At 40.6% G+C, this 19,068-nt stretch carries 16 protein-coding genes; 4 read left to right on the forward strand and 12 right to left on the reverse strand.

Features of this window, described 5'->3' with window-relative positions:
- The first annotated feature begins 243 nt into the window (after positions 1 to 243).
- On the forward strand, positions 244 to 1,101 hold the full coding sequence (locus tag QE450_RS17275; RefSeq protein ID WP_307300834.1) for a hypothetical protein: 858 nt from the start codon (positions 244 to 246) through the stop codon (positions 1,099 to 1,101).
- 113 nt (positions 1,102 to 1,214) lie between these two features.
- On the opposite strand, the gene ychF is transcribed toward QE450_RS17275, so the two are convergent.
- The 11 genes from ychF to QE450_RS17330 all read right to left on the reverse strand — a co-directional run bounded on the left by ychF (position 1,215) and on the right by QE450_RS17330 (position 14,132).
- Positions 1,215 to 2,315: a redox-regulated ATPase YchF gene (gene ychF / locus QE450_RS17280; RefSeq protein ID WP_273613792.1), complete on the reverse strand. Its 1,101-nt coding sequence runs from the start codon at positions 2,313 to 2,315 to the stop codon at positions 1,215 to 1,217.
- 93 nt (positions 2,316 to 2,408) lie between these two features.
- Positions 2,409 to 4,148 (reverse strand): methyl-accepting chemotaxis protein, encoded by a 1,740-nt coding sequence (locus QE450_RS17285; protein ID WP_307300836.1) that lies wholly within the window; start codon positions 4,146 to 4,148, stop codon positions 2,409 to 2,411.
- Between the two features lie 201 nt (positions 4,149 to 4,349).
- The gene (locus tag QE450_RS17290; RefSeq protein WP_307300838.1) at positions 4,350 to 4,673 is read right to left on the reverse strand and encodes a hypothetical protein; all 324 of its coding nucleotides are present in this window, start codon (positions 4,671 to 4,673) and stop codon (positions 4,350 to 4,352) included.
- Positions 4,674 to 4,971: 298 nt separating this feature from the next.
- On the reverse strand, positions 4,972 to 6,024 hold the full coding sequence (gene fni, locus QE450_RS17295; RefSeq protein WP_274171736.1) for a type 2 isopentenyl-diphosphate Delta-isomerase: 1,053 nt from the start codon (positions 6,022 to 6,024) through the stop codon (positions 4,972 to 4,974).
- A gap of 14 nt (positions 6,025 to 6,038) precedes the next feature.
- Positions 6,039 to 7,523, reverse strand: coding sequence for a phytoene desaturase family protein (locus QE450_RS17300; protein WP_307300840.1), 1,485 nt, complete (start codon positions 7,521 to 7,523; stop codon positions 6,039 to 6,041).
- Positions 7,520 to 8,722, reverse strand: coding sequence for a glycosyltransferase family 2 protein (locus tag QE450_RS17305; RefSeq protein WP_307300842.1), 1,203 nt, complete (start codon positions 8,720 to 8,722; stop codon positions 7,520 to 7,522). Before QE450_RS17305 ends, QE450_RS17300 begins: the two co-directional genes overlap by 4 nt.
- 4 nt (positions 8,723 to 8,726) lie before the next feature.
- Complete coding sequence (locus QE450_RS17310; RefSeq protein WP_307300844.1) at positions 8,727 to 9,464, reverse strand: lysophospholipid acyltransferase family protein; 738 nt, start codon at positions 9,462 to 9,464, stop codon at positions 8,727 to 8,729.
- Entirely contained in the window at positions 9,448 to 10,242 is a 795-nt protein-coding gene (locus tag QE450_RS17315) for a carotenoid biosynthesis protein (protein WP_307300846.1), read from the reverse strand. Before QE450_RS17315 ends, QE450_RS17310 begins: the two co-directional genes overlap by 17 nt.
- A 1-nt stretch (position 10,243) precedes the next feature.
- Positions 10,244 to 11,125, reverse strand: a complete 882-nt coding sequence (locus QE450_RS17320) for a phytoene/squalene synthase family protein (RefSeq protein WP_307300848.1) — start codon at positions 11,123 to 11,125, stop codon at positions 10,244 to 10,246.
- On the reverse strand, positions 11,122 to 12,585 hold the full coding sequence (locus QE450_RS17325) for a phytoene desaturase family protein (protein ID WP_307300850.1): 1,464 nt from the start codon (positions 12,583 to 12,585) through the stop codon (positions 11,122 to 11,124). The genes QE450_RS17320 and QE450_RS17325 overlap by 4 nt, the downstream gene beginning before the upstream one ends.
- Positions 12,582 to 14,132, reverse strand: coding sequence for a phytoene desaturase family protein (locus QE450_RS17330; RefSeq protein WP_307300852.1), 1,551 nt, complete (start codon positions 14,130 to 14,132; stop codon positions 12,582 to 12,584). The genes QE450_RS17325 and QE450_RS17330 overlap by 4 nt, the downstream gene beginning before the upstream one ends.
- Before the next feature lie 183 nt (positions 14,133 to 14,315).
- Between QE450_RS17330 and QE450_RS17335 the strand changes: the two genes are divergently transcribed.
- Together QE450_RS17335 and QE450_RS17340 are read left to right on the forward strand one after the other, a co-directional pair.
- Positions 14,316 to 15,827, forward strand: coding sequence for a phospholipase D family protein (locus tag QE450_RS17335; protein ID WP_307300854.1), 1,512 nt, complete (start codon positions 14,316 to 14,318; stop codon positions 15,825 to 15,827).
- Positions 15,828 to 16,048: 221 nt separating this feature from the next.
- Positions 16,049 to 16,657 (forward strand): esterase/lipase family protein, encoded by a 609-nt coding sequence (locus tag QE450_RS17340; protein ID WP_273613804.1) that lies wholly within the window; start codon positions 16,049 to 16,051, stop codon positions 16,655 to 16,657.
- Between the two features lie 91 nt (positions 16,658 to 16,748).
- On the opposite strand, the gene cls is transcribed toward QE450_RS17340, so the two are convergent.
- The gene (gene cls / locus QE450_RS17345) at positions 16,749 to 18,257 is read right to left on the reverse strand and encodes a cardiolipin synthase (RefSeq protein WP_307300856.1); all 1,509 of its coding nucleotides are present in this window, start codon (positions 18,255 to 18,257) and stop codon (positions 16,749 to 16,751) included.
- A gap of 177 nt (positions 18,258 to 18,434) precedes the next feature.
- Here cls and QE450_RS17350 point away from each other — a divergent pair, with 177 nt between their 5' ends.
- On the forward strand, positions 18,435 to 19,031 hold the full coding sequence (locus tag QE450_RS17350) for a TetR/AcrR family transcriptional regulator (RefSeq protein WP_307300858.1): 597 nt from the start codon (positions 18,435 to 18,437) through the stop codon (positions 19,029 to 19,031).
- Positions 19,032 to 19,068: the final 37 nt, after the last annotated feature.

Here is a 19,068-nt window from a genome sequence, read left to right on the forward strand (position 1 = left end):
AATCAATAGGTTAAAGAAGCGCTCATTCTGCGGAATGGGTGCTTTTTTATGACGTTTTATTTGGAATAGATATTCACTATACATTTAATGAACATCTACCGATAATAAAAAGTGAAATACATACTAAACTTTGTTAGGAGGATTATTTTGAATTTGTATAGGAAATTATTTTGGAGTCGAGTCAAATTATATCTTACTCATTTATTTGTTTTTGTTGTAGTTACATTTATGGTTTTCATTACTATGAGCGAACAAGATTATCGTCTCCTCATACTAATGTCGATTACTTGGGTATTAATGGTTGTAGCGTTTAGAGAGAATTATTTACATACTGTTGTAGCTAATCCATATCGTACAGGTAAAAAATTCATCTATTATAGACGTACACCTAAACAAATTAATGCTAGAATCTTATTTTTTCAAGTGTCACTGGGACTCTTTTTGATAGCTCTATTGCTGAATCAAATGTATAATATTTGGATTTTACTTATTCTTGCTGTAAGTATTTTTATTTTACATTTTTTCAAACAGAAAAAAGACAGTAGATTTAATGAGCAAAAAATGAAAATGATTAATAAGTTAAGCAGACACAATATTATTTTACCTGAAGAGGAGATTTGGGATATAGAAAGTAACTTTGAATCTTCAAAAATAAATATACATGTAAACGAAACTTTAAAACTGGTTACTGATCCCAAAAAAGAATTATATTTTTATGCAGTTACACCTGTAGAATTGATTGTCGGCATTCAAAAACCTGAAGAAGATTTCTTTTTTACAGCTATACCATTAAGTGAAATCAAGCAACTTGCCATTTTAGCAGGTGGATTAGACTTTCAAAAATACACGTCTTTAGGAACCATGCTAGTGATAGGGTACGGGATAAATCGGCAATTCAATCGATATTCGAAAACTCGTTCGTATAGTATTATTCAACGGTTCATTGGTACATTGCTCTATGCCTTAGATGCCAAAATATGGGAGGATCCCACATTCACAGGATTCCCACATCGAGATCATCCGGCTTTTGTAGCATATGAATTTCATGGCAATCTGTCATCTTACCCAGAGCCTTATCTTCCTTTTCTACGTCAACCTTAAATCAACAAAAAAAGAGTCTCGCTTTCCTTAATGGAAAACGGGACTCTTTGTGTATGACCAACCTCAAAGGTTGATAATTTATATTGAAAGCAAATCTGATGAAAAGATTAATCTTATACGTTAAAGCGGAAATGCATAACATCGCCATCTTTAACCAAATATTCTTTACCTTCCAAACGCAATTGTCCGCGTTCTTTAGCACCGTTCATAGAACCAGCATTCACAAGATCTTCATAGCCAACGACTTCTGCACGGATAAATCCGCGTTCAAAGTCAGTATGAATTACACCTGCTGCTCCAGGAGCTTTGGTTCCTTTGCGGATTGTCCAAGCGCGTACTTCTTGTACACCTGCTGTAAAGTACGTGTATAGACCTAGCAATTGGTAAGCGGCTTTGATCAGACGGTTAAGACCGGATTCAGCTAGACCTAGCTCTTCTAAGAACATCGCTTTGTCTTCTTCTTCCAGTTCAGAGATATCTGCTTCTACTTTTGCACTGATCGGTACAACCATTGCATTTTCAGCTTCTGCAAATTCTTTTACTTTCAGCACATACGGATTACTATCTGCTTCTGTTACGCCATCTTCACTCACATTAGCCGCATACAATACAGGCTTCATTGTGAGCAAATGAAGATCACGAACCAATAGACGCTCGTCTTCACTTAGCTCAATACTACGAGCTGGCATATCGTTATACAACGATTCTTTGATACGCTCTAATACTTCTACTTCTTGAGCGATTTGTTTGTTACCGCCTTTGATGTTTTTGCGAGAGCGCTCGATGCGTTTCTCTACACTATCCAAGTCAGCCAGAATCAATTCCAGATTAATCGTCTGGATATCGCTGATTGGATCGATTTTGCCATCAACGTGTGTAATATTTTCATCTTCAAAACAACGAACTACATGCACAATTGCATCTACTTCACGGATATGAGCCAAAAATTTGTTACCCAATCCTTCGCCTTTACTTGCTCCACGTACCAAACCTGCGATATCTACAAATTCAAAAGCAGTCGGTACCGTTTTCTTAGGTACAACCAATTCTGTCAATTTGTCTAGACGCTCGTCTGGAACTTCTACAATACCTACGTTAGGATCGATCGTGCAGAAAGGATAGTTCGCAGATTCTGCACCTGCTTGTGTAATTGCATTAAAAAGAGTAGATTTACCAACGTTCGGCAATCCGACAATACCTGCTTTCAAAGCCATTTATATGACAACTCCTATTGATCTGAATTTATAAATAAACGAACATGAATTTCCACACTCATTATATATGAGAACCTGCGGTGTGGCAAACAACTATACAATAAATTTATTCGTCAAAGATTGAAGTTGACTGGACAGTGTTGTTAGATTTTGAGAGATTGTTGATAATTCAGTGACAGACTGTTCTTGTTCTTGCGCACTAGCAGATACTTCTTCTGTCATCGCAGACGTTTCTTCCGTAGCCGAAGCGATATAACTAAGCTGTTCTTCTACTTCATGGCGTAGATTCTGCATATGTGCAGTGCGTTCTGTTAGATTAACAGCCAATCCTTGTACTTCATCTGATACTTGACTCACCTGTTCAAAAGTCTGCATACATTCTTCAATTTGTGATTCTTGTTGATTAACAGACTTCATCGTGAGATCGAAGCGGTGACCCATACCACCGATTTGTTCAACAAAGCTACCTAGAATCGTATCTATTTCACGAATCGAATCTTCCGACTGTTGTGCTAGACTACGCATTTCACTTGCTACTACTGCAAATCCTTTACCAGCTTCACCTGCACGAGAAGCTTCAATCGAAGCATTAAGCGCTAGAATTTGCGTTTGTTTGACAATACTTTGTACTTGTCCACTAACGTTAGCTGCTTCTTGAGACTGCTCTGCTAAAGCACGAGACATTAATTGCATCTGTTGCATTTGTTGTACATTTTGCTTGCCTTGTTCTAGCAGTCGTTGATGTTCATGTGTCACTTGTTCACGCACTTGAGTAAGCTGGCGAGCCGTATCTCCGAAGCGCTCTACATAACTTCGCACTTCATCAATAATCTGCCCTAATCGTTCTGAATGCTGTACCGCTTCTTCGGTCTGCTCTGCTTGTTGTGTAGAACCTGTAGCAATCTCATGAATCGCACGTGATAATTCTTCTGTCTGACGTAATGTACCTGTAGAGACTTTGGAAATGTATTGTGATGATTCTTGCAATGTATGTGAACCTTGCTGAATATTCGTAATCATATCGGTAATATGAGCGACCATTGCATTATTCAAGTCACTGATATCTCCTAATTGATCGCCTGTTATCCTTTTGGAACTGACAGTAAGATCACCTTTAGTCACCTGTTCCATACTGGATTGAATCTCGCCGACTTGACGTAACATCCGGCGAATAAATGCCATCGCACACAAAATTGAGATCAATAACACGATCGCAAATACAGGAATCACCATTTGATAGGCTTGTTTTAATGTATTGGAATAGACCGCATTTACTGCATTCGCTGAAATATCGATTCCTAAGTATCCTATAGTCTGACCGCTTTGATCTTTGATCGGAGCAAAGGTTGAAAATAATTCGCCCCATGTCGGATCGGTCGCTACATCTGTCGTGACCATTTGATGTGATAATACTTCTGGAGCAATCCCCGAACTAAATTCAAATTCGTCTCCGTATTTGCTATAGTCTTCATCATCCCATGCTGCTCCATCTACTGTGTAAAACCATTTTCCGTCTACATAGTTAAACAAATAAATATATAATGATCCGGTTTCCTGACGTAACATTGTAAGCTGGCTACGAAGATCACGATATTCTTTAAGTTGCTCTGGATTATTACTACTGCTTAGCTTTTGAATATCAGCCATATTAAGATTAGCAATCGTATTTTCAGCTAGCTTTTGATTGTTGTATTGCATTGTAGATAAAGAAGCATCTTTGATTAATATTTGTGTAATAAACAATGTTACTACAGCCACTACAATCAATGGCAAGATAATCATAAGATACAATTTTAAGCGTAACCCTAACTTAACGTTTTTACCTCTTTTCATTGATGGTGCCCCCTCATACCTATATCTGTAGTCCTCACGATGTCTAACTACATATATATCGTACAAAAGATGTGAGTTATGAATAGAATCCGCAAAAAAAGTAGTTATTTTCTCCTATTTTCTGAAAATTTCATGACATATTTCAACAATAAACATAGAAATCCACTTACTTTTGGATTTCAAATTGTAGCGTATAACTGACTAAGACGAAGGAGAAGGAGGATATAATTCTAAAAAGCGCTTGGTGGTCAGACTGAACCGATCCCAATTTTTGCGATGAGGTAAAAATCCTTGCTTGGAGACTTCTTGTGAAAGAACTTCAATATTCTCAAAACGTGCAAAAAACGGCAAAACAAACTCATCGATATACCGACAAATTTCTTCAATTACCCGTTCTCGCTCGCTGGTAGTTATGACATGATAACTATCTATCTTTTTGTATTTACGCGTCAAATTCACAATCGGACTGATAAAAATACAATTGGCATCTGGAGGAGCTATAGAGGTCTCTACACTTACAAACACGCGTAATTCGCCATACTTGGAGCCTGTAAATGAAATATCAAATGTAAAATCACCACTTTTCTGGCGAAGACATTTTTTGCTTTTCAAATATTTTAAAAAGAGGTTGATAACGTTCTGCAATGATTTGAATGGTTTGTTGACGTGCTTGTTCTGCTTCAGATACAGCCATATTCTGCTCCTTTCTGCCACAAAGGATTACTATTTATTTTAATTTCTAACAAGAGATAAGTAGGTGAACAAGATCGAATTGTATGTCATCGTAAAGAAATTAACAATTCCGAGTAAATCAGTCTAGTACTTAAAATCTTGAACGCAAGCGTGTAGTCGATTGTAGTGCAGCGATATCTCCTGCTCCCACACCTAGCATAGCCGCAGATAATTCAAACTCTACCTGTGCAAGTACTTGTTCTAACGCTTCTGTCGATTCTACAGCCGCTCCTAATAATGATCTTCCAAATCCGGCAAAGTCTGCTCCTAAAGCAATCGCTTTGGCGGCATCGACTCCATTTTTGAGTCCACCACTACCGATGACTGTCATATCGGGTAACGCTTGACGCACATCGACAATACACTCTGCTGTCGGTGTTCCCCAACCTGCAAAAGCTTCTGCGGCTGCGCGGCGTACAGGATCAATACTGCGGAACTTCTCCACCTGACTCCATGACGTTCCACCTGCACCTGCCACATCAATAAAAGATGCGCCTGCATCTACTAGCAAGCGTGCTGTCTCACCATCAATACCCCAACCGACTTCTTTGATCCCGATCGGTACTTCTAACTGTTTAGCCATCTGTTCAATCTGTATTAACAATCCTGCAAAATTCACATTACCTTCAGGCTGAAATACTTCCTGCAAACTGTTCAGATGAAGCACCAATGCACTCGCTTCGGCAAGATCAACTGCACGTCGACATTGATCAATCCCAAATCCGTAATTCAACTGTACTGCTCCTAGATTCGCTATAATCGGAATAGTCGGCGCTTGTTGACGCACATTGAATGTAGCGGCTAACTCATCATGCTCAATAGCAGCTCGTACAGAACCGAGTCCCATTGCCCAACCACGTTGCTCTGCTACTGTGGCTAATCGTTTGTTAATATCGCCTGTTGCTTGGCTTCCACCTGTCATTGAACTAATGAGTAACGGTGTAGCGACAGGTTGATTAAGAAAAGAGGTATGCAGTGAAATTTGAGCAAAATCGAGCTCAGGTAATGCTTGATGGCGAAAATGATAATTTTCAAAACCAGAAGTCACGCCTTCTCCTGCTACATCTTCTTCCAGACAAAGACGGACATGAGCACTTTTACGATCTGCGATCTGTCCTTCGGGTATGATTTCTTTAGAGTTCATTGTGCGTCCTCCTTTCAATTCCAATGTTGATTTGCAATATGTTTGGCAACCAGTTGACCTGATAATGTGACAATTGGTGTTCCTCCGCCGGGATGAGTTGTACCGCCCACATACCATAATCCTTGCACATCACGACTGCGATTACCCGGACGGAAAAAAGTCTGCTTGACTGAATTGGACGAAATACCATAAATCGATCCTTGATGTGCATACGTGTCTTGCTGAATATCAGCAGGTGTATAATGCTCCCAGACAGGGCCCTGCGAGATATCTTCCAGTCCATACTGTTCCAGTAATGAAGCTATTTTATGCCCGTATGCTTGACGTTGTAGTTCCCAATCCCATTGATCTGACAAATAGGGAGCATTCGCTAAAATAAACAAATTACTGCTTTGTGGTGGAGCCATGTTGGCTTCCGAATAACCAGAATAACAGATATATAATGTTGGTAAAGCAGGCGGACGCTTTTGCCCGAAAATCGCTTGAAATTCAGGCTCGTATTGTTCTGGAAAAAATACGGTATGATGAAGCAATTGATCATACTGACGAGGTACTCCTGCCAGTGTGACAAAACCGGATAACGAAGGTTCATAGCGATCAATTTGCTTATTGGTCAGTGAAGGACGTTCACTTTCATCTAATAGCATTTGACTCATACTTAACACATCGCCATTGATAATCACGATCGGTGCCAGATAATCTCCTATACTACTTTCGACTCCAATCGCTTTGCCTGATTGTACTAAAACGCGTGAGACTTCTATACCTGTACGTATCGTCACACCCAGTTCAAGCGCTAGCTTTTCTAGTCCACGTATTAACTGATATGTACCACCGCGCACTCCATATACACCAAGTTCTGCTTCTACATGACTAAGCATAGCAAAAATAGCTGGTGCTTGATAAGGTGAAGCACCAACATAGGTTGCGTACCGTCCGAATAACATTAATGTATTAGGATGTCGAAAATATTTGCGCAATAACGATTGCAATGTAGTTAATGGATGTACACGAAGTAAGCTTTTGCCCATTGAAGGCTTTATTTTATCACGCCATGACAATAATAAAGTATTGAGAAATTGATCGTTCGCTTCAACATACATCTGCTTCGCTTCTGCTAGAAAGTGTGGATATTGAAGCGCATCTTCAGGGCTATACAGTGCAATCTGAGCCGCTGTCGCTTCTGCATGACGACTAAGATCGACCACTGAACCATCTGCAAAAACATTACGTGTACGCGGTTCCAGATCATACAATTCTACATAATCTTCGATCTGTCGTCCTGCTTGTTCAAATACACTTCGGAATACATGGGGCATTGTAATCGTGCTTGGTCCACGGTCGAATTGATAACCTGCTTTTTCAATATGCTGTAATTTGCCACCAACCGTCAATTGCTTCTCTAAGATTGTCACATCATATCCACGTGAAGCTAGACCAATCGCGCACGATAATCCGCCGAACCCTGCACCGATAATCAGCGCTTTGCGATCACTCATCCATAATTCCTTCCTTTCCAATTGTAACCTGTTCCATTGGCTCCTGCATGCCATGAATCAAGCATAATGCCGATCAGACAAGCCGCACTAACAGGCATATAGACTCCCATCCAGAAAGGCTTACCATGATAAACATCAATAATACTTTTGGTCATCATCCCGATCAATATACTTAGTAATGACCAGCCTATAAGCATCGTATCTACAGCCACAAGACTATAGATCAATGTAAGTACGGGCAAAATAAATAACAGCCCATAATACACAGAAATGCTGAACGCTAACCAGGCACTACGCCCTGCACCAACAAAAATATTTTTCTTATACCCTTCCCATACTTGGGCGGCATTACGGTACATTCGTGCAGACGTATAATGCTGTACATTTACCAATGTTACAGGATCTCCGATCCGCTTAACAGCACGAGCCAATTCCATATCTTCAACAATCTGATTGTAAATGCCTTCATGCCCACCTGAACGAGCATAACTATCAGGATGGATCATTAACCACGCCCCGGTCACTGCCAAAAAAAACGGACTACGACTACGACGAACCATCATAATAGGCAAATGATAAGCTATCACAAAAGACATCATGGGTACGACTATTCGTTCTAACCATGTCTCTGTCTCCATACGTGGAAATCCACTGATAAGACCTTTTCCCTGAGAACGAGCCGTTACCATTGCTGCTTCTAATCCTTCTACTTCTAATCGCACATCAGCATCCATAAATAACCACCACTCCCCTTGAGCATGTTGGACTAATTGATGACAAGCATACGACTTGCCCATCCATCCTTCAGGTAAAGGGTCGCTATGAAAAAGCCGCACTCGCTGATCTTGCTGCATTACTTTCTCAATCTCAGCGACTGTACGGTCTTCTGAATGATCATTCATCACTAATATTTCAATCTCTATCGAATCGGTACGACAGTTCGATATAGATAACACACATTCACGAATATTAATCTCTTCATTCCGTGCTGGAACCATAATAGATAACAAAGGCTTGGCATGTAGATTCGTTGAACGATATGGATCTACTGGTGAACGATCTGTAGAAGCAGAAGGTTGATAATAACTGCTTTTGTTAGATAACGATGTGCCTAATCTAGGCATACGAGAAAGATTCCAAATCGTAAATACAAGCTGAATCAAAAGCCAGAATGCGATGATCTGTAGTATCCACAGCATGATTTCACCTTTTTCTTATTTTGCGATATTGATCGAACTTTTCGTCTGTGGTGCGCTTAGGTGGAATAAGGTGAATTTCTTCAGATAAATAGCCATCTTTGGACAATAGTAATTGTTGACGCTGTTGATCCAGTTGAGCGGTCAGGATCGTCTCTAGCATTTCTGCACAATCATTAGAACCGATCTGTGTCCAGTTACGGATCACCGGTTCGCCAATTCGCAAAGAGGCTTGCAGACGTGCTTGTTGATACAGCCCATAATGTAGCGTCACTGGAATCACAGCAGTCTCCGGTGGAGCTTGGCGCAATAATAATCCAATTCCCGGACGAAAAATCAATGGACGTGTCTCCAAATGACGAAGTTCTCCTTGTGGGAACAACCATATTCGCTTGCTCTGTGCAAGCAAACCAGCAGCATAACGCATACTTTGGCGAACATCACCGGGACTGTCTTTTTGGATTGAAAATGCGCCTACTTTGCGAAAAAAATCATATCGCTTCAATTGTCGCTCTTCCATCATCATATAATGATCACCGATTGATGCACGGTTACACGCATGATAGACAAGTAATCCATCCCACCATGAACTATGATTCATAATATAAATAACCGATTGCTCAGGTGGCAAAGCATCAAACGAACCGGTCATCGTAAATGAATGGAACTGACGCCGAATCAGATACCATTCGTTATACTTGCGAAATACCATTTGAAAAGAAGAAGATTTACCTGCGGGTATCATAACGATAATTCCCTTCTGCCAATAATATACCGATCAATGCAACGATCATCGAACCGTCAATATCAGCTTGCCAAGCTAGCAAACCGAACAATAACAACATTCCTTGATACAGAAAAGTCGCATGACGCAAAATTCGTACGGTCAGTATCAATCGCGGTAACACCATCGACAACAGACCACCTACAACGAACCATGCAACAAAATTACTCCACGGTACACCGTAAAATCCGCCTGTTTGTTCCCAGTGCCAGAATCCACGTGCATGTGCTACTGGATCAAGAACAAGATCCAGTACAATAATCCAGATCCCTACTTTGCAAGCATGCAGTAATACATAGCTACCTTTATTCGATAGAGCGGAAGTATGAGCAGATGCGTGCTTAGCAGAACTGCTTAATAATACGCCTCCTGCTACAACACCAATCCATGCAAATCCTAGCGTCCAAGGTACACCATATATAAGAGCGCCTAGAACCGATGTATACTCGTATTCTCCAAATGGCCAACCACTATGTACTCCAATCCACTCTAATGACATACCACCGAACCAGATGATCACGCCAGATAGGATAAGGCGTGACCACAGAGGTGTAGTAGAACTACTGACTGACTGGTCGGACATCTCTTTATAAAGTTCTGCCCTATAGATTAAATAGAGCGCATATAATGCATAAAAGACGAGAAAAAGTCCATTTGAAAAATCTAATACTTTCGGTACGTCTACTGTTAATAGCAACACAGCTCCGATACCATACCAGATCCAAAATAACCATCCCATATTAAGAAACCACTGATCGCTTGAGTATCTCTGTCGTAAATCCATGTCTCATTGCAATCCCGATTAACATATCACGCTTTTGTTCATCTGTAACATACGCACGTTGAGTGAATACATCGTATTTATTTTCCACAATAACATCCATAATACCGGCATAAAAAGTCGCTGCTAACTCGACAGTAAATGCGCTAGTCTGAGGATAAGCTGCCAGATCGCCAAGACCGGTTGCAAACCATTGCTCTGCCAAAAAGCGCAATTCATCCATCAAAGCACGAAAACGATCATCGATCACACCTGCTTCAAGTTCCTCTTCTGTGTAATGATGACGTTGTAACAATTCAAGCGGAATATAACGTCTACCCCGTCTACCGTCTTCCCCGATATCACGCATAATATTGACAATCTGCATTCCTTTGCCAAGTGCGATACCTGAATGACGAATCTCCTCGCTATGTTCACCTTTGAGCACAGGCAATAACATCTCGCCTACTGTTCCTGCTACCAGATAACAATAATGCTCTAATTCACGCATTGTAGAATAGCGGGTAAATGTTAGGTCATACGTTTGACCATCCATTTGACGACGAAACGGTTCTTTGGATAATCCGGGAAACTCACTAAATAACCAACGCAAAGAAGGCCAAATAAAGTGTCCTTCTGCTGACTCTAGCTTATTGAATAAAGCTTGCAGTTCGTGAATACTGTATAACGATTGTTCAGGTTCGTCTACACTATCATCAATCATTCGACAAAAAGCATAAATCACATGAACAGCTTCTTTTTGCGGACTTGGGAGCCAGCTAAATGCGTAATAAAACGATGACGATCCATGACGAATCATTTCCTCACAATTTTGCAAATCAGCCTTTCGGATGGATTTCAAATTCCCAACTCCTTTAACATTTGATGTGCAGCCATCCTTGCTCCTTGCATAACAATCGGTACGCCGCCGCCCGGATGAACCGAAGCGCCTGCTGCATACAATCCTCGAATATGTGGAAAAGGCTTGGGCTGTGGACGATATACACCGGACTGTCCAATGACTGGAGCAATCCCAAAACTTCCGCCTCCATACAATCCGCTACGCAGTGCATCTGCGGGTGTACGTACTTTGGTCCATTTGATAGAAGAACGAAGCTCTGGAAATCCACGCCGTTCTGCTGCTTCTAATACATGCTCAACAAGACGAGGTGTATCTCTTTCCCAATCTATCCCCGCTTCATCTGTCACTGGAATCAAAAAGTACAATACACTTTGTCCTTCTGCTGCTGCATCTGGATCAACAGCTACCGGATTAAATACATAAAAAGCTGGATCTTCTGGCAACTGTCGCTGACTAAACGCTTGTCTAAGACTATCATTGAGACTTGGTGGTAAAAAGAATTGATGGGTTAGCATATCATCCCATCTACGATTCGTTCCCGCATAGATCAATACACAACCAGAAGACGGTTGGTACGGTGTACGACGGGGTTTGGTTAGTTCTTTGTCTATTAATGCTGAAATATTAGGGAAGTCTCCATTATACAGTACTGCATCGAAATGGTGTCGTTCTCCATCAACTTGAACACCCAGACAGACTCCATTCTGGATTTCTAGCTTTTCTACAGTGCGGTTCAATTGAATCTCAATCCCACGCTCTGCCAATTCTTGCGACAGAATCTCAGGTAATCTACCGTATCCACCTTTGATCATCCATATGCCAAAAGCATGTTCAGCATAAGGAAGCATCGTATACAGTCCCGGTGATTTTTCAGGAATACCGCCAATATACAGACTTTGTAAGGAATAAGCTTCACGCAATTGATTATTTTTGAAATACAATCCAGCAGCGCTACTTAGATTGCGGTAAGCACGCAGATTAAGCATTAACGATAAATTGTCCGGTGTGAAAAAATGTTTCCAGTTCGGAAAATCACGTTCTAGAAATGAAGCTTGTCCTCTAGCAAACAATGGACTCATCTCGCGCATAAAGCGACTAAAATTAGCTCCTTGTCCTGGAAAAACGCGTTCTACTTCTTCTGCCTGAATCTCGGACTTACGGTGTTTAGTGAGTACTTTGCCATCTGGATAATGAACACGATAAAGTGGATCACATTCAATCAATGGAATTTTATCACGAGATACACCTGCTTCTTCCATAATACCATGAAGCATTTCAGGTAGCAGTACAATTGTTGGCCCTTGATCGATCCGTTCGTCACCTTCGTATTCAAAAGCAATTCGACCGCCTACAGTACTACTTTTTTCAAATATCGTTACTTTCACACCTTGCTTACTAAGCAGCAAAGCCGTTGTTAAGCCACCTATACCACTGCCTACTATCGCTACATGACGCTTCATGAATGAGTAACCTCGGTCATTACTTGATCGGCATGAATATCATCTGTGATAACGATGCCATCTTGCTTGAAGATCATACTGGTACTGATACGTGCAGATTCGAAAATAGTCGGTAAGCCACTGCCCGGATGAGTTCCTCCGCCGACCAACCATACACCGTCTAATTCTTCAAAACGATTATGCGGACGGAATGTCATCATCTGATCCAAATGATGGGTCAGATTAAACGTAGCCCCTTGATATACATCTAACTGCTGTTCCCAATCTAGCGGTGTGAAAAAGCTCAGCTCTTCGATCCGTTCGCGCAAGTCCGCTAATTGTGGAATCATTTCTGCCCGGGATAACATCTGTTCTTTCACCTGTTCACGCTTATCTTCCCAATCGGTCTCACCGGTTAAGTTCGGTGTTGGCATCAAAATATATAATGCTGATTTGCCAGCAGGAGCTAATGTAGGATCAAGCACTGATGGGTTATGAACATAGATCGATGGATCTTCAGACAATGTTTTTTGCTTCATAATCTCATCCACATTGCGATGATAATCTTCCGAGAAATGAACTGAATGATGAGGTAAATCTACAGCTCCATCAACACCTAGATAAAGCATAGCCGCAGAACAAGAATACTTTTTAGCTGCTAACTTATCTGGAGCATATTTCTGCAATACACCGGGCGCAAATAACTGATTCATCGCTGTCGAGAAATCAGCATTGATCACGATATGATCTGCATATACAGTCTCTCCGTTGTCCAATACAACCCCCTTGGCTGTACGTCCTTCGGTAATTACTTGCTTCACGCCTATACCTGTATGTACGTGACCTCCATGCTCAGAGATTACTGTAGCCATACTTTCGAATATAGCGTTGATTCCACCTTTGGGATGAAATAGCCCGTAACGATGTTCTAAATACGACAATATCGTAAATGTACCCGGACAATCCCAAGCCGACATGCCTAAATATTTCGCTTGAAACGCAAAAGACATTTTGAGGCGCTCGTCTTTGAAATATTTGGATAACCGTCCATATACCGTATCATTGAGATGAAGCTTCGGTAAAGCACGAAAAACATCTGCACGCATATAGTCGGTCAGATTGGAAAAAGGTCTGCGCAGTAGTGGCATGACTTTTTCCAGCTTCACATCTTCTTCTTCCAGATAACGATAATACCCTGCTTCATCACCGGGGAAAAGTGTCGCTATCTGCGCTGCCGTATCTTCACGATCACGAGAAGGTTGGAATACTGTATCACCAAAATGCAAGCTGTACATCGGTGTTAATTCTTGCATTTCTACGTAATCATATAATGAACGTTTGGCTACGCTGAATAACTCTTCAATCAAATGAGGCATCATTAAAAATGTCGCTCCACGATCAAAACGATATTCCCCCAACGTCAATTGCGAAGACCGCCCTCCAACAACAGATTGTTTCTCGTACATATTCACTTCATATCCCTGACTAGCAAGTAACATTCCTGCTGCAAGTCCACCCGGGCCTGCTCCAATAACAATTGCTTTTCGATTTGAATGATTGGCTTTCATCACAGTCCCCTTTGTTAAAATGAATTTCATAAGTACATTAAGTTGTATAAATTCTTTTACTATAATTAATATATAAACTTCCGAACCCCTGTTTGCAACTAAACCTGCGTCAAAATTAATGTTTTGTTGTTAATGAATAGGTGGAAGTGTATGAATTGCGCTTTCGGAAGGGGATCAAAAGAGATGAGTTCTTTTTCAAATAATAAATCACCGATTCATGCTGCACAGCGTAAATCATCCCGTCGATTTCAACGTTCCCATTGGGTTCGTTATGTCCTCGGACTACTGATAGTCTGGCTTATCGCCGTTATGATCTATCAGACAAATAAACCGTTACCTCCCGGGGTATCGTATGAGAGTCCTCTTTACACTGTCGATCATGTTAACTTTTATTATGATCTGACCTATCCTGCACCCGGAACAGGAGATCGATTTACACAAAAACGACAAATTTATGACAGAATACTTAAAATGATCGATTCCGCTCAACAATATGTGATTATTGATATATTCTTATTTAACGATTATGTACATAGAGGGCAAAAGTATCCTAAATTGAGTGAAGGATTAGCTGATAAATTAATTGAACGCAAAAAAGCAGTCCCTGATCTCAAAGTAGTATTTATTACAGATGAAGTGAATACCAACTATAACTCTGGCCCCAATGGGTTACTGGAAAAGCTTAAACAGAATGGTATTGATGTCGTGCTGACAGATGTTGATCCATTGCGCGATTCGACTCCGGTATACTCGGCGATCTGGCGTACCTTTTTCCAATGGTTCGGACAAGCAGGTAAAGGCTGGGTTCCGAATATGATGGCTACCGATGGTCCTGATGTTACGTTCCGTTCCTATCTGAAACTGATTAATGTCAAAGCCAATCACCGTAAAGTGGTCGCTACTGAAAATAGCGCACTTGTCTCAACAGGTAATGTGCATGATGCGAGTGCTTATCATTCCAATGTTGCTTTTGAAGTGCAAGGGCCGATTATCGGTGATATTTTAAAATCCGAACAAGCCGTTATTGATCTATCTGGCAGTTCAGTGCAATTGCCTACGTATAAAGAACCTGCAAGTAATGCGACAAAACCTAAAGGAGAAATTCAGCTTCGTTATATTACTGAAGGTAAAGTGTTTGATCGCTTACTTGAAGCGATTGATGATACGAAGCAAGGCGATACACTCTGGATGGGAATGTTCTACCTGGCGGATAAAGATGTCACCAGCAGACTGATGGAAGCATCCAAACGCGGTGTCAAAATCCAACTGATTCTCGATCCGAACCAGAACGCTTTTGGACAGGATAAAATCGGTATCCCGAATCGTCCTGTAGCTGCCGAACTCAAAAATGCTTCAAGCGGCAAAATCGATGTACGCTGGTATAACACAACGGATGAGCAGTACCATACCAAAATGATGTATATCGATAAAGCATCAGGTAATGATCTGATTATCGGTGGTTCTTCTAACTTTACGCCGCGTAATCTTAAAGATTATAATCTGGAAAATGATTTCTGGATCTCTGCACCGGGCGATAATAAGTTAATGACCAGTGTTAATAAATACTTTACGATGCTGTGGAATAATAAAGGAGAAGAATATACATTGCCATTAAGCGCCTATCAAGAAGATAGCACATGGCTGAAAGATATCGCTTATCGTCTGCAATTAATTCTAGGATTCACAACATTCTAATCGGTTCTGTTATCGATCTGATATAGAATAAAATATGTATAAAATAAAAGAACGATACATTCCTGTTGGCGAACTTTATCGCTAAGGAAGTATCGTTCTTTTTTACGATACCTAAAGTCAAAAATATCAAAAAGGGTTTACAAGTCCTTTTTTTCGTTATATAATAATTCATATTTTGGTAAATTTATGTATTCAATTCTAACACAAAAGGGAGATTGGTTATGAAAAAAGTGAGTTCATCTTTTCGTTTGATGCTAACTGTATTGCTAGTATTTGCATGTAGTGTAGGAGTATTTGCACCTCAGCAAGCAAAAGCGGCTACAACACGTACACCGGTTATTTTCGTTCATGGTCTTGGGGGAACAGCTAGTAACTTTACCTACATAGAAAGCTACCTAAGTCGTCAAGGATGGGCTTCTAACGAATTATATGCAATTGAACTTCCTAGTAAAAGCGGTAACCAACTGCTTAATGCAGCTACAATCAGTCGCAAAGTCGATGAAGTTCTAGCTCAAACAGGTAGCCAAAAAGTAAATATTGTCGCTCATAGTATGGGCGGTGCTAACAGTCTGTATTATATTTTGAACAACGGTGGTCTTTCAAAAGTAGACAAATTAGTAACTATCGGTGGTGCTAACCGCTTAACGACTAACAGAGCACCTGACGGAATCAAAGTTACTTCGATCTATACAATCAATGATCAGATCGTAGCGAACCAATTATCTATGCTAGACGGAGCAAACAATATTCGTGTCTTCGGCATGGCTCATATCGGATTATTATACAGCCCTTCTGTAAGTGGTCTGATCAAGACAGCACTGGAAGAATAGTTGTACTTACCACAATAGCAAAAAGCTGACCTTGATTTCTAAGGTCAGCTTTTTTTATGCGATAACTCGGTAGTGTCTATCTTTATTTATTTTACAACATCGGAGAAATCAATCGGGCTGCTGATTCTACCAGACGTTGCACTACTTTACGACGGGCAAATCGATCTTGAATAATTAAGCTCGCAGAATTCAGATCACGTTCAAAATCTTGTACCATCTGATGAACACTTTCCGTTTCTACAAGTAAAGCATTCACTTCAAAATTCAGATGAAAACTACGCATATCCATATTCGCTGTTCCAATCGTAGCAATCTCGCCGTCTACAATGAGCAATTTCGAATGTAAAAATCCTTTTTCATATTCATAGATGCGTACACCTGCTTCGAGCAAAGTCACAAAATACGAATGAGACGCATAAAAAGGAAGTCTTTTATCCGGCTTACCTGGGAAAAGTATACGTACATCTAATCCAGATAATGCCGCCATCCGCAATGCTGTCAGTATACTTTCATCCGGTATAAAATACGGAGTCGCTAACCAGACCGATCGCTTCGCCGAGGTAATCATTGAAAAAAAGACATGTTTGAGCACACGCAGATCATTATCCGGCCCACTCGCAATCATCTGGACTGCTCCATGTTGAGAAGCGATTAATCGTGGAGAAAAGTATACTTGATCCAGACAAGTCTCTCCTGTCACATGCAGCCAGTCTTGTAAAAAGATAATCTGCAACGTACGTACACCTTCGCCTCTGATCTGCATATGCGTATCCCGCCAGAATCCATACGTCTGACTGCGACTTAGATATTCATCGCCTACATTAAGCCCCCCGATAAATCCAATATTGCCATCGATCACTACAATTTTGCGGTGATTCCGATAATTCACCTGACTGGATAATAATAAAATACGTGCTTCGCCAAAAATACCGACTTGTACTCCTGCTTCCCTCATCTCTTGTAGAAACAAACGCGGTAACTGCATACTTCCTACAGCGTCCACCATAAAACGAACTTCTATACCGACATGTGCTTTTTCAATAAGGATCTGCTGAATACGTGTGCCAATATCATCTGCACGATAAATATAATATTCCATATGAATATGATGTTCAGCTGTTTCTAGCGCTTCCAACAAGGCGGTAAATGTCTGGCCACCATTGGTCAAAATAGTCGTTTCGGTCGCTTGTGAAACAGGTGTAACCGCTAATCGTTGAGACAATTGCAATAAGCGCTGATGATCTTCGCGTAACGACGATAGATCAAGTGCAGTCTGCATCCCTGCATTTTCAATCATCTGATACACTTGCCGATCTCGCTTAGCTTTCTTTTCATACTTATGACGCTTGAATACATTTTGTCCAAACCAGAAGTAGAAAAAGACACCTACGACCGGCAACAAAGCCAACAGCAAAATCCATGCCATTGTGACCGCTGGCTGACGATTATCTATAAAAATAATAAATCCGATCGATATAACACTGAGTGTGGAAAATATACTAATGATCGTACCTGTTGTTGGGCCCAGTAGATCAAACCCTACATAATACAGACCAAATAACATAATGATAATCAGTACCCCTAGCACACTTTTACGCAATATCATCAACTCCTGTCTTTCTCTTCAAAGTATGTACGTAACTTCACCACAGTATGTCGCATAACTTCGTTATAACTATATCTTGCTTTGCCAGGAATTACACTTTATTCATCTTTCTTGACAAACATTATTTAAAAGATAATAATATTACCTAACGACCGTTAGGAAGGTGTCTGTATGACGACAAAGCCACAGTTATTAACGATAGCTCTTTCTCAGTTTGCACAACATGGATATGAAGGCACTTCTTTGGCTGATATCGCTAGTGAAGCAGGGATCAAAAAACCTTCGATCTATGCTCATTTTAAAAGCAAAGAAGATTTGTTTTTGAATGTACTTCGTCAGACTTTTCGTGAATTTAAGCGACGAATTATTCGTTATATGATTCATCATGTTGATATCCCGTTACAAGATCGGTTGTATCAATTGATCGCCTTTTTGCAACAACAGTATTCAGATGATGCGATGATCAAATTCGTCATGCGGATGTGTTTTTTTCCACATTCGGCTTCCGAAAAAGAAATTATCCCTCTAGTGTATGCGCTAATTGATGATTTGGAAGCAAGGCTGTTGCGATTATTGGATGTGCACGTAGATCAACATCATCTGCAATTAGTAGTATCTACAACCGAAGCTGCCAAAGGATATATGACTGTAGTCGATGGAGTGATGATCGATATGTTGTACAGTGAACCTTCTCGATCGGTGCAACGGTTAAATGTAATTTTCCCTATTTACTGGCGCGGGATTACGCTAACGGCAACAACGACTTAATTGAAATTGCTTAACGAGCAACAAAGGAGATTGGAAT

The sequence above is a fragment of the Paenibacillus sp. SORGH_AS_0306 genome, assembly GCF_030819345.1.
In the GTDB taxonomy this organism is placed as follows: domain Bacteria; phylum Bacillota; class Bacilli; order Paenibacillales; family Paenibacillaceae; genus Saccharibacillus; species Saccharibacillus kyungheensis.

Bases quoted from the DNA above. Each gene is read 5' to 3' on its own strand.
- fni (WP_274171736.1), bottom strand. From the start codon at position 6,024: ATGAACTCTAAAGAAATCATACCCGAAGGACAGATCGCAGATCGTAAA.
- QE450_RS17335 (WP_307300854.1), top strand. From the start codon at position 14,316: ATGAGTTCTTTTTCAAATAATAAATCACCGATTCATGCTGCACAGCGT.
- QE450_RS17315 (WP_307300846.1), bottom strand. From the start codon at position 10,242: ATGGGATGGTTATTTTGGATCTGGTATGGTATCGGAGCTGTGTTGCTA.
- ychF (WP_273613792.1), bottom strand. From the start codon at position 2,315: ATGGCTTTGAAAGCAGGTATTGTCGGATTGCCGAACGTTGGTAAATCT.
- QE450_RS17285 (WP_307300836.1), bottom strand. From the start codon at position 4,148: ATGAAAAGAGGTAAAAACGTTAAGTTAGGGTTACGCTTAAAATTGTAT.
- QE450_RS17300 (WP_307300840.1), bottom strand. From the start codon at position 7,523: ATGAGTGATCGCAAAGCGCTGATTATCGGTGCAGGGTTCGGCGGATTA.
- QE450_RS17350 (WP_307300858.1), top strand. From the start codon at position 18,435: ATGACGACAAAGCCACAGTTATTAACGATAGCTCTTTCTCAGTTTGCA.
- QE450_RS17310 (WP_307300844.1), bottom strand. From the start codon at position 9,464: ATGATACCCGCAGGTAAATCTTCTTCTTTTCAAATGGTATTTCGCAAG.
- QE450_RS17340 (WP_273613804.1), top strand. From the start codon at position 16,049: ATGAAAAAAGTGAGTTCATCTTTTCGTTTGATGCTAACTGTATTGCTA.
- QE450_RS17275 (WP_307300834.1), top strand. From the start codon at position 244: ATGAGCGAACAAGATTATCGTCTCCTCATACTAATGTCGATTACTTGG.
- QE450_RS17330 (WP_307300852.1), bottom strand. From the start codon at position 14,132: ATGAAAGCCAATCATTCAAATCGAAAAGCAATTGTTATTGGAGCAGGC.
- QE450_RS17325 (WP_307300850.1), bottom strand. From the start codon at position 12,585: ATGAAGCGTCATGTAGCGATAGTAGGCAGTGGTATAGGTGGCTTAACA.
- QE450_RS17305 (WP_307300842.1), bottom strand. From the start codon at position 8,722: ATGCTGTGGATACTACAGATCATCGCATTCTGGCTTTTGATTCAGCTT.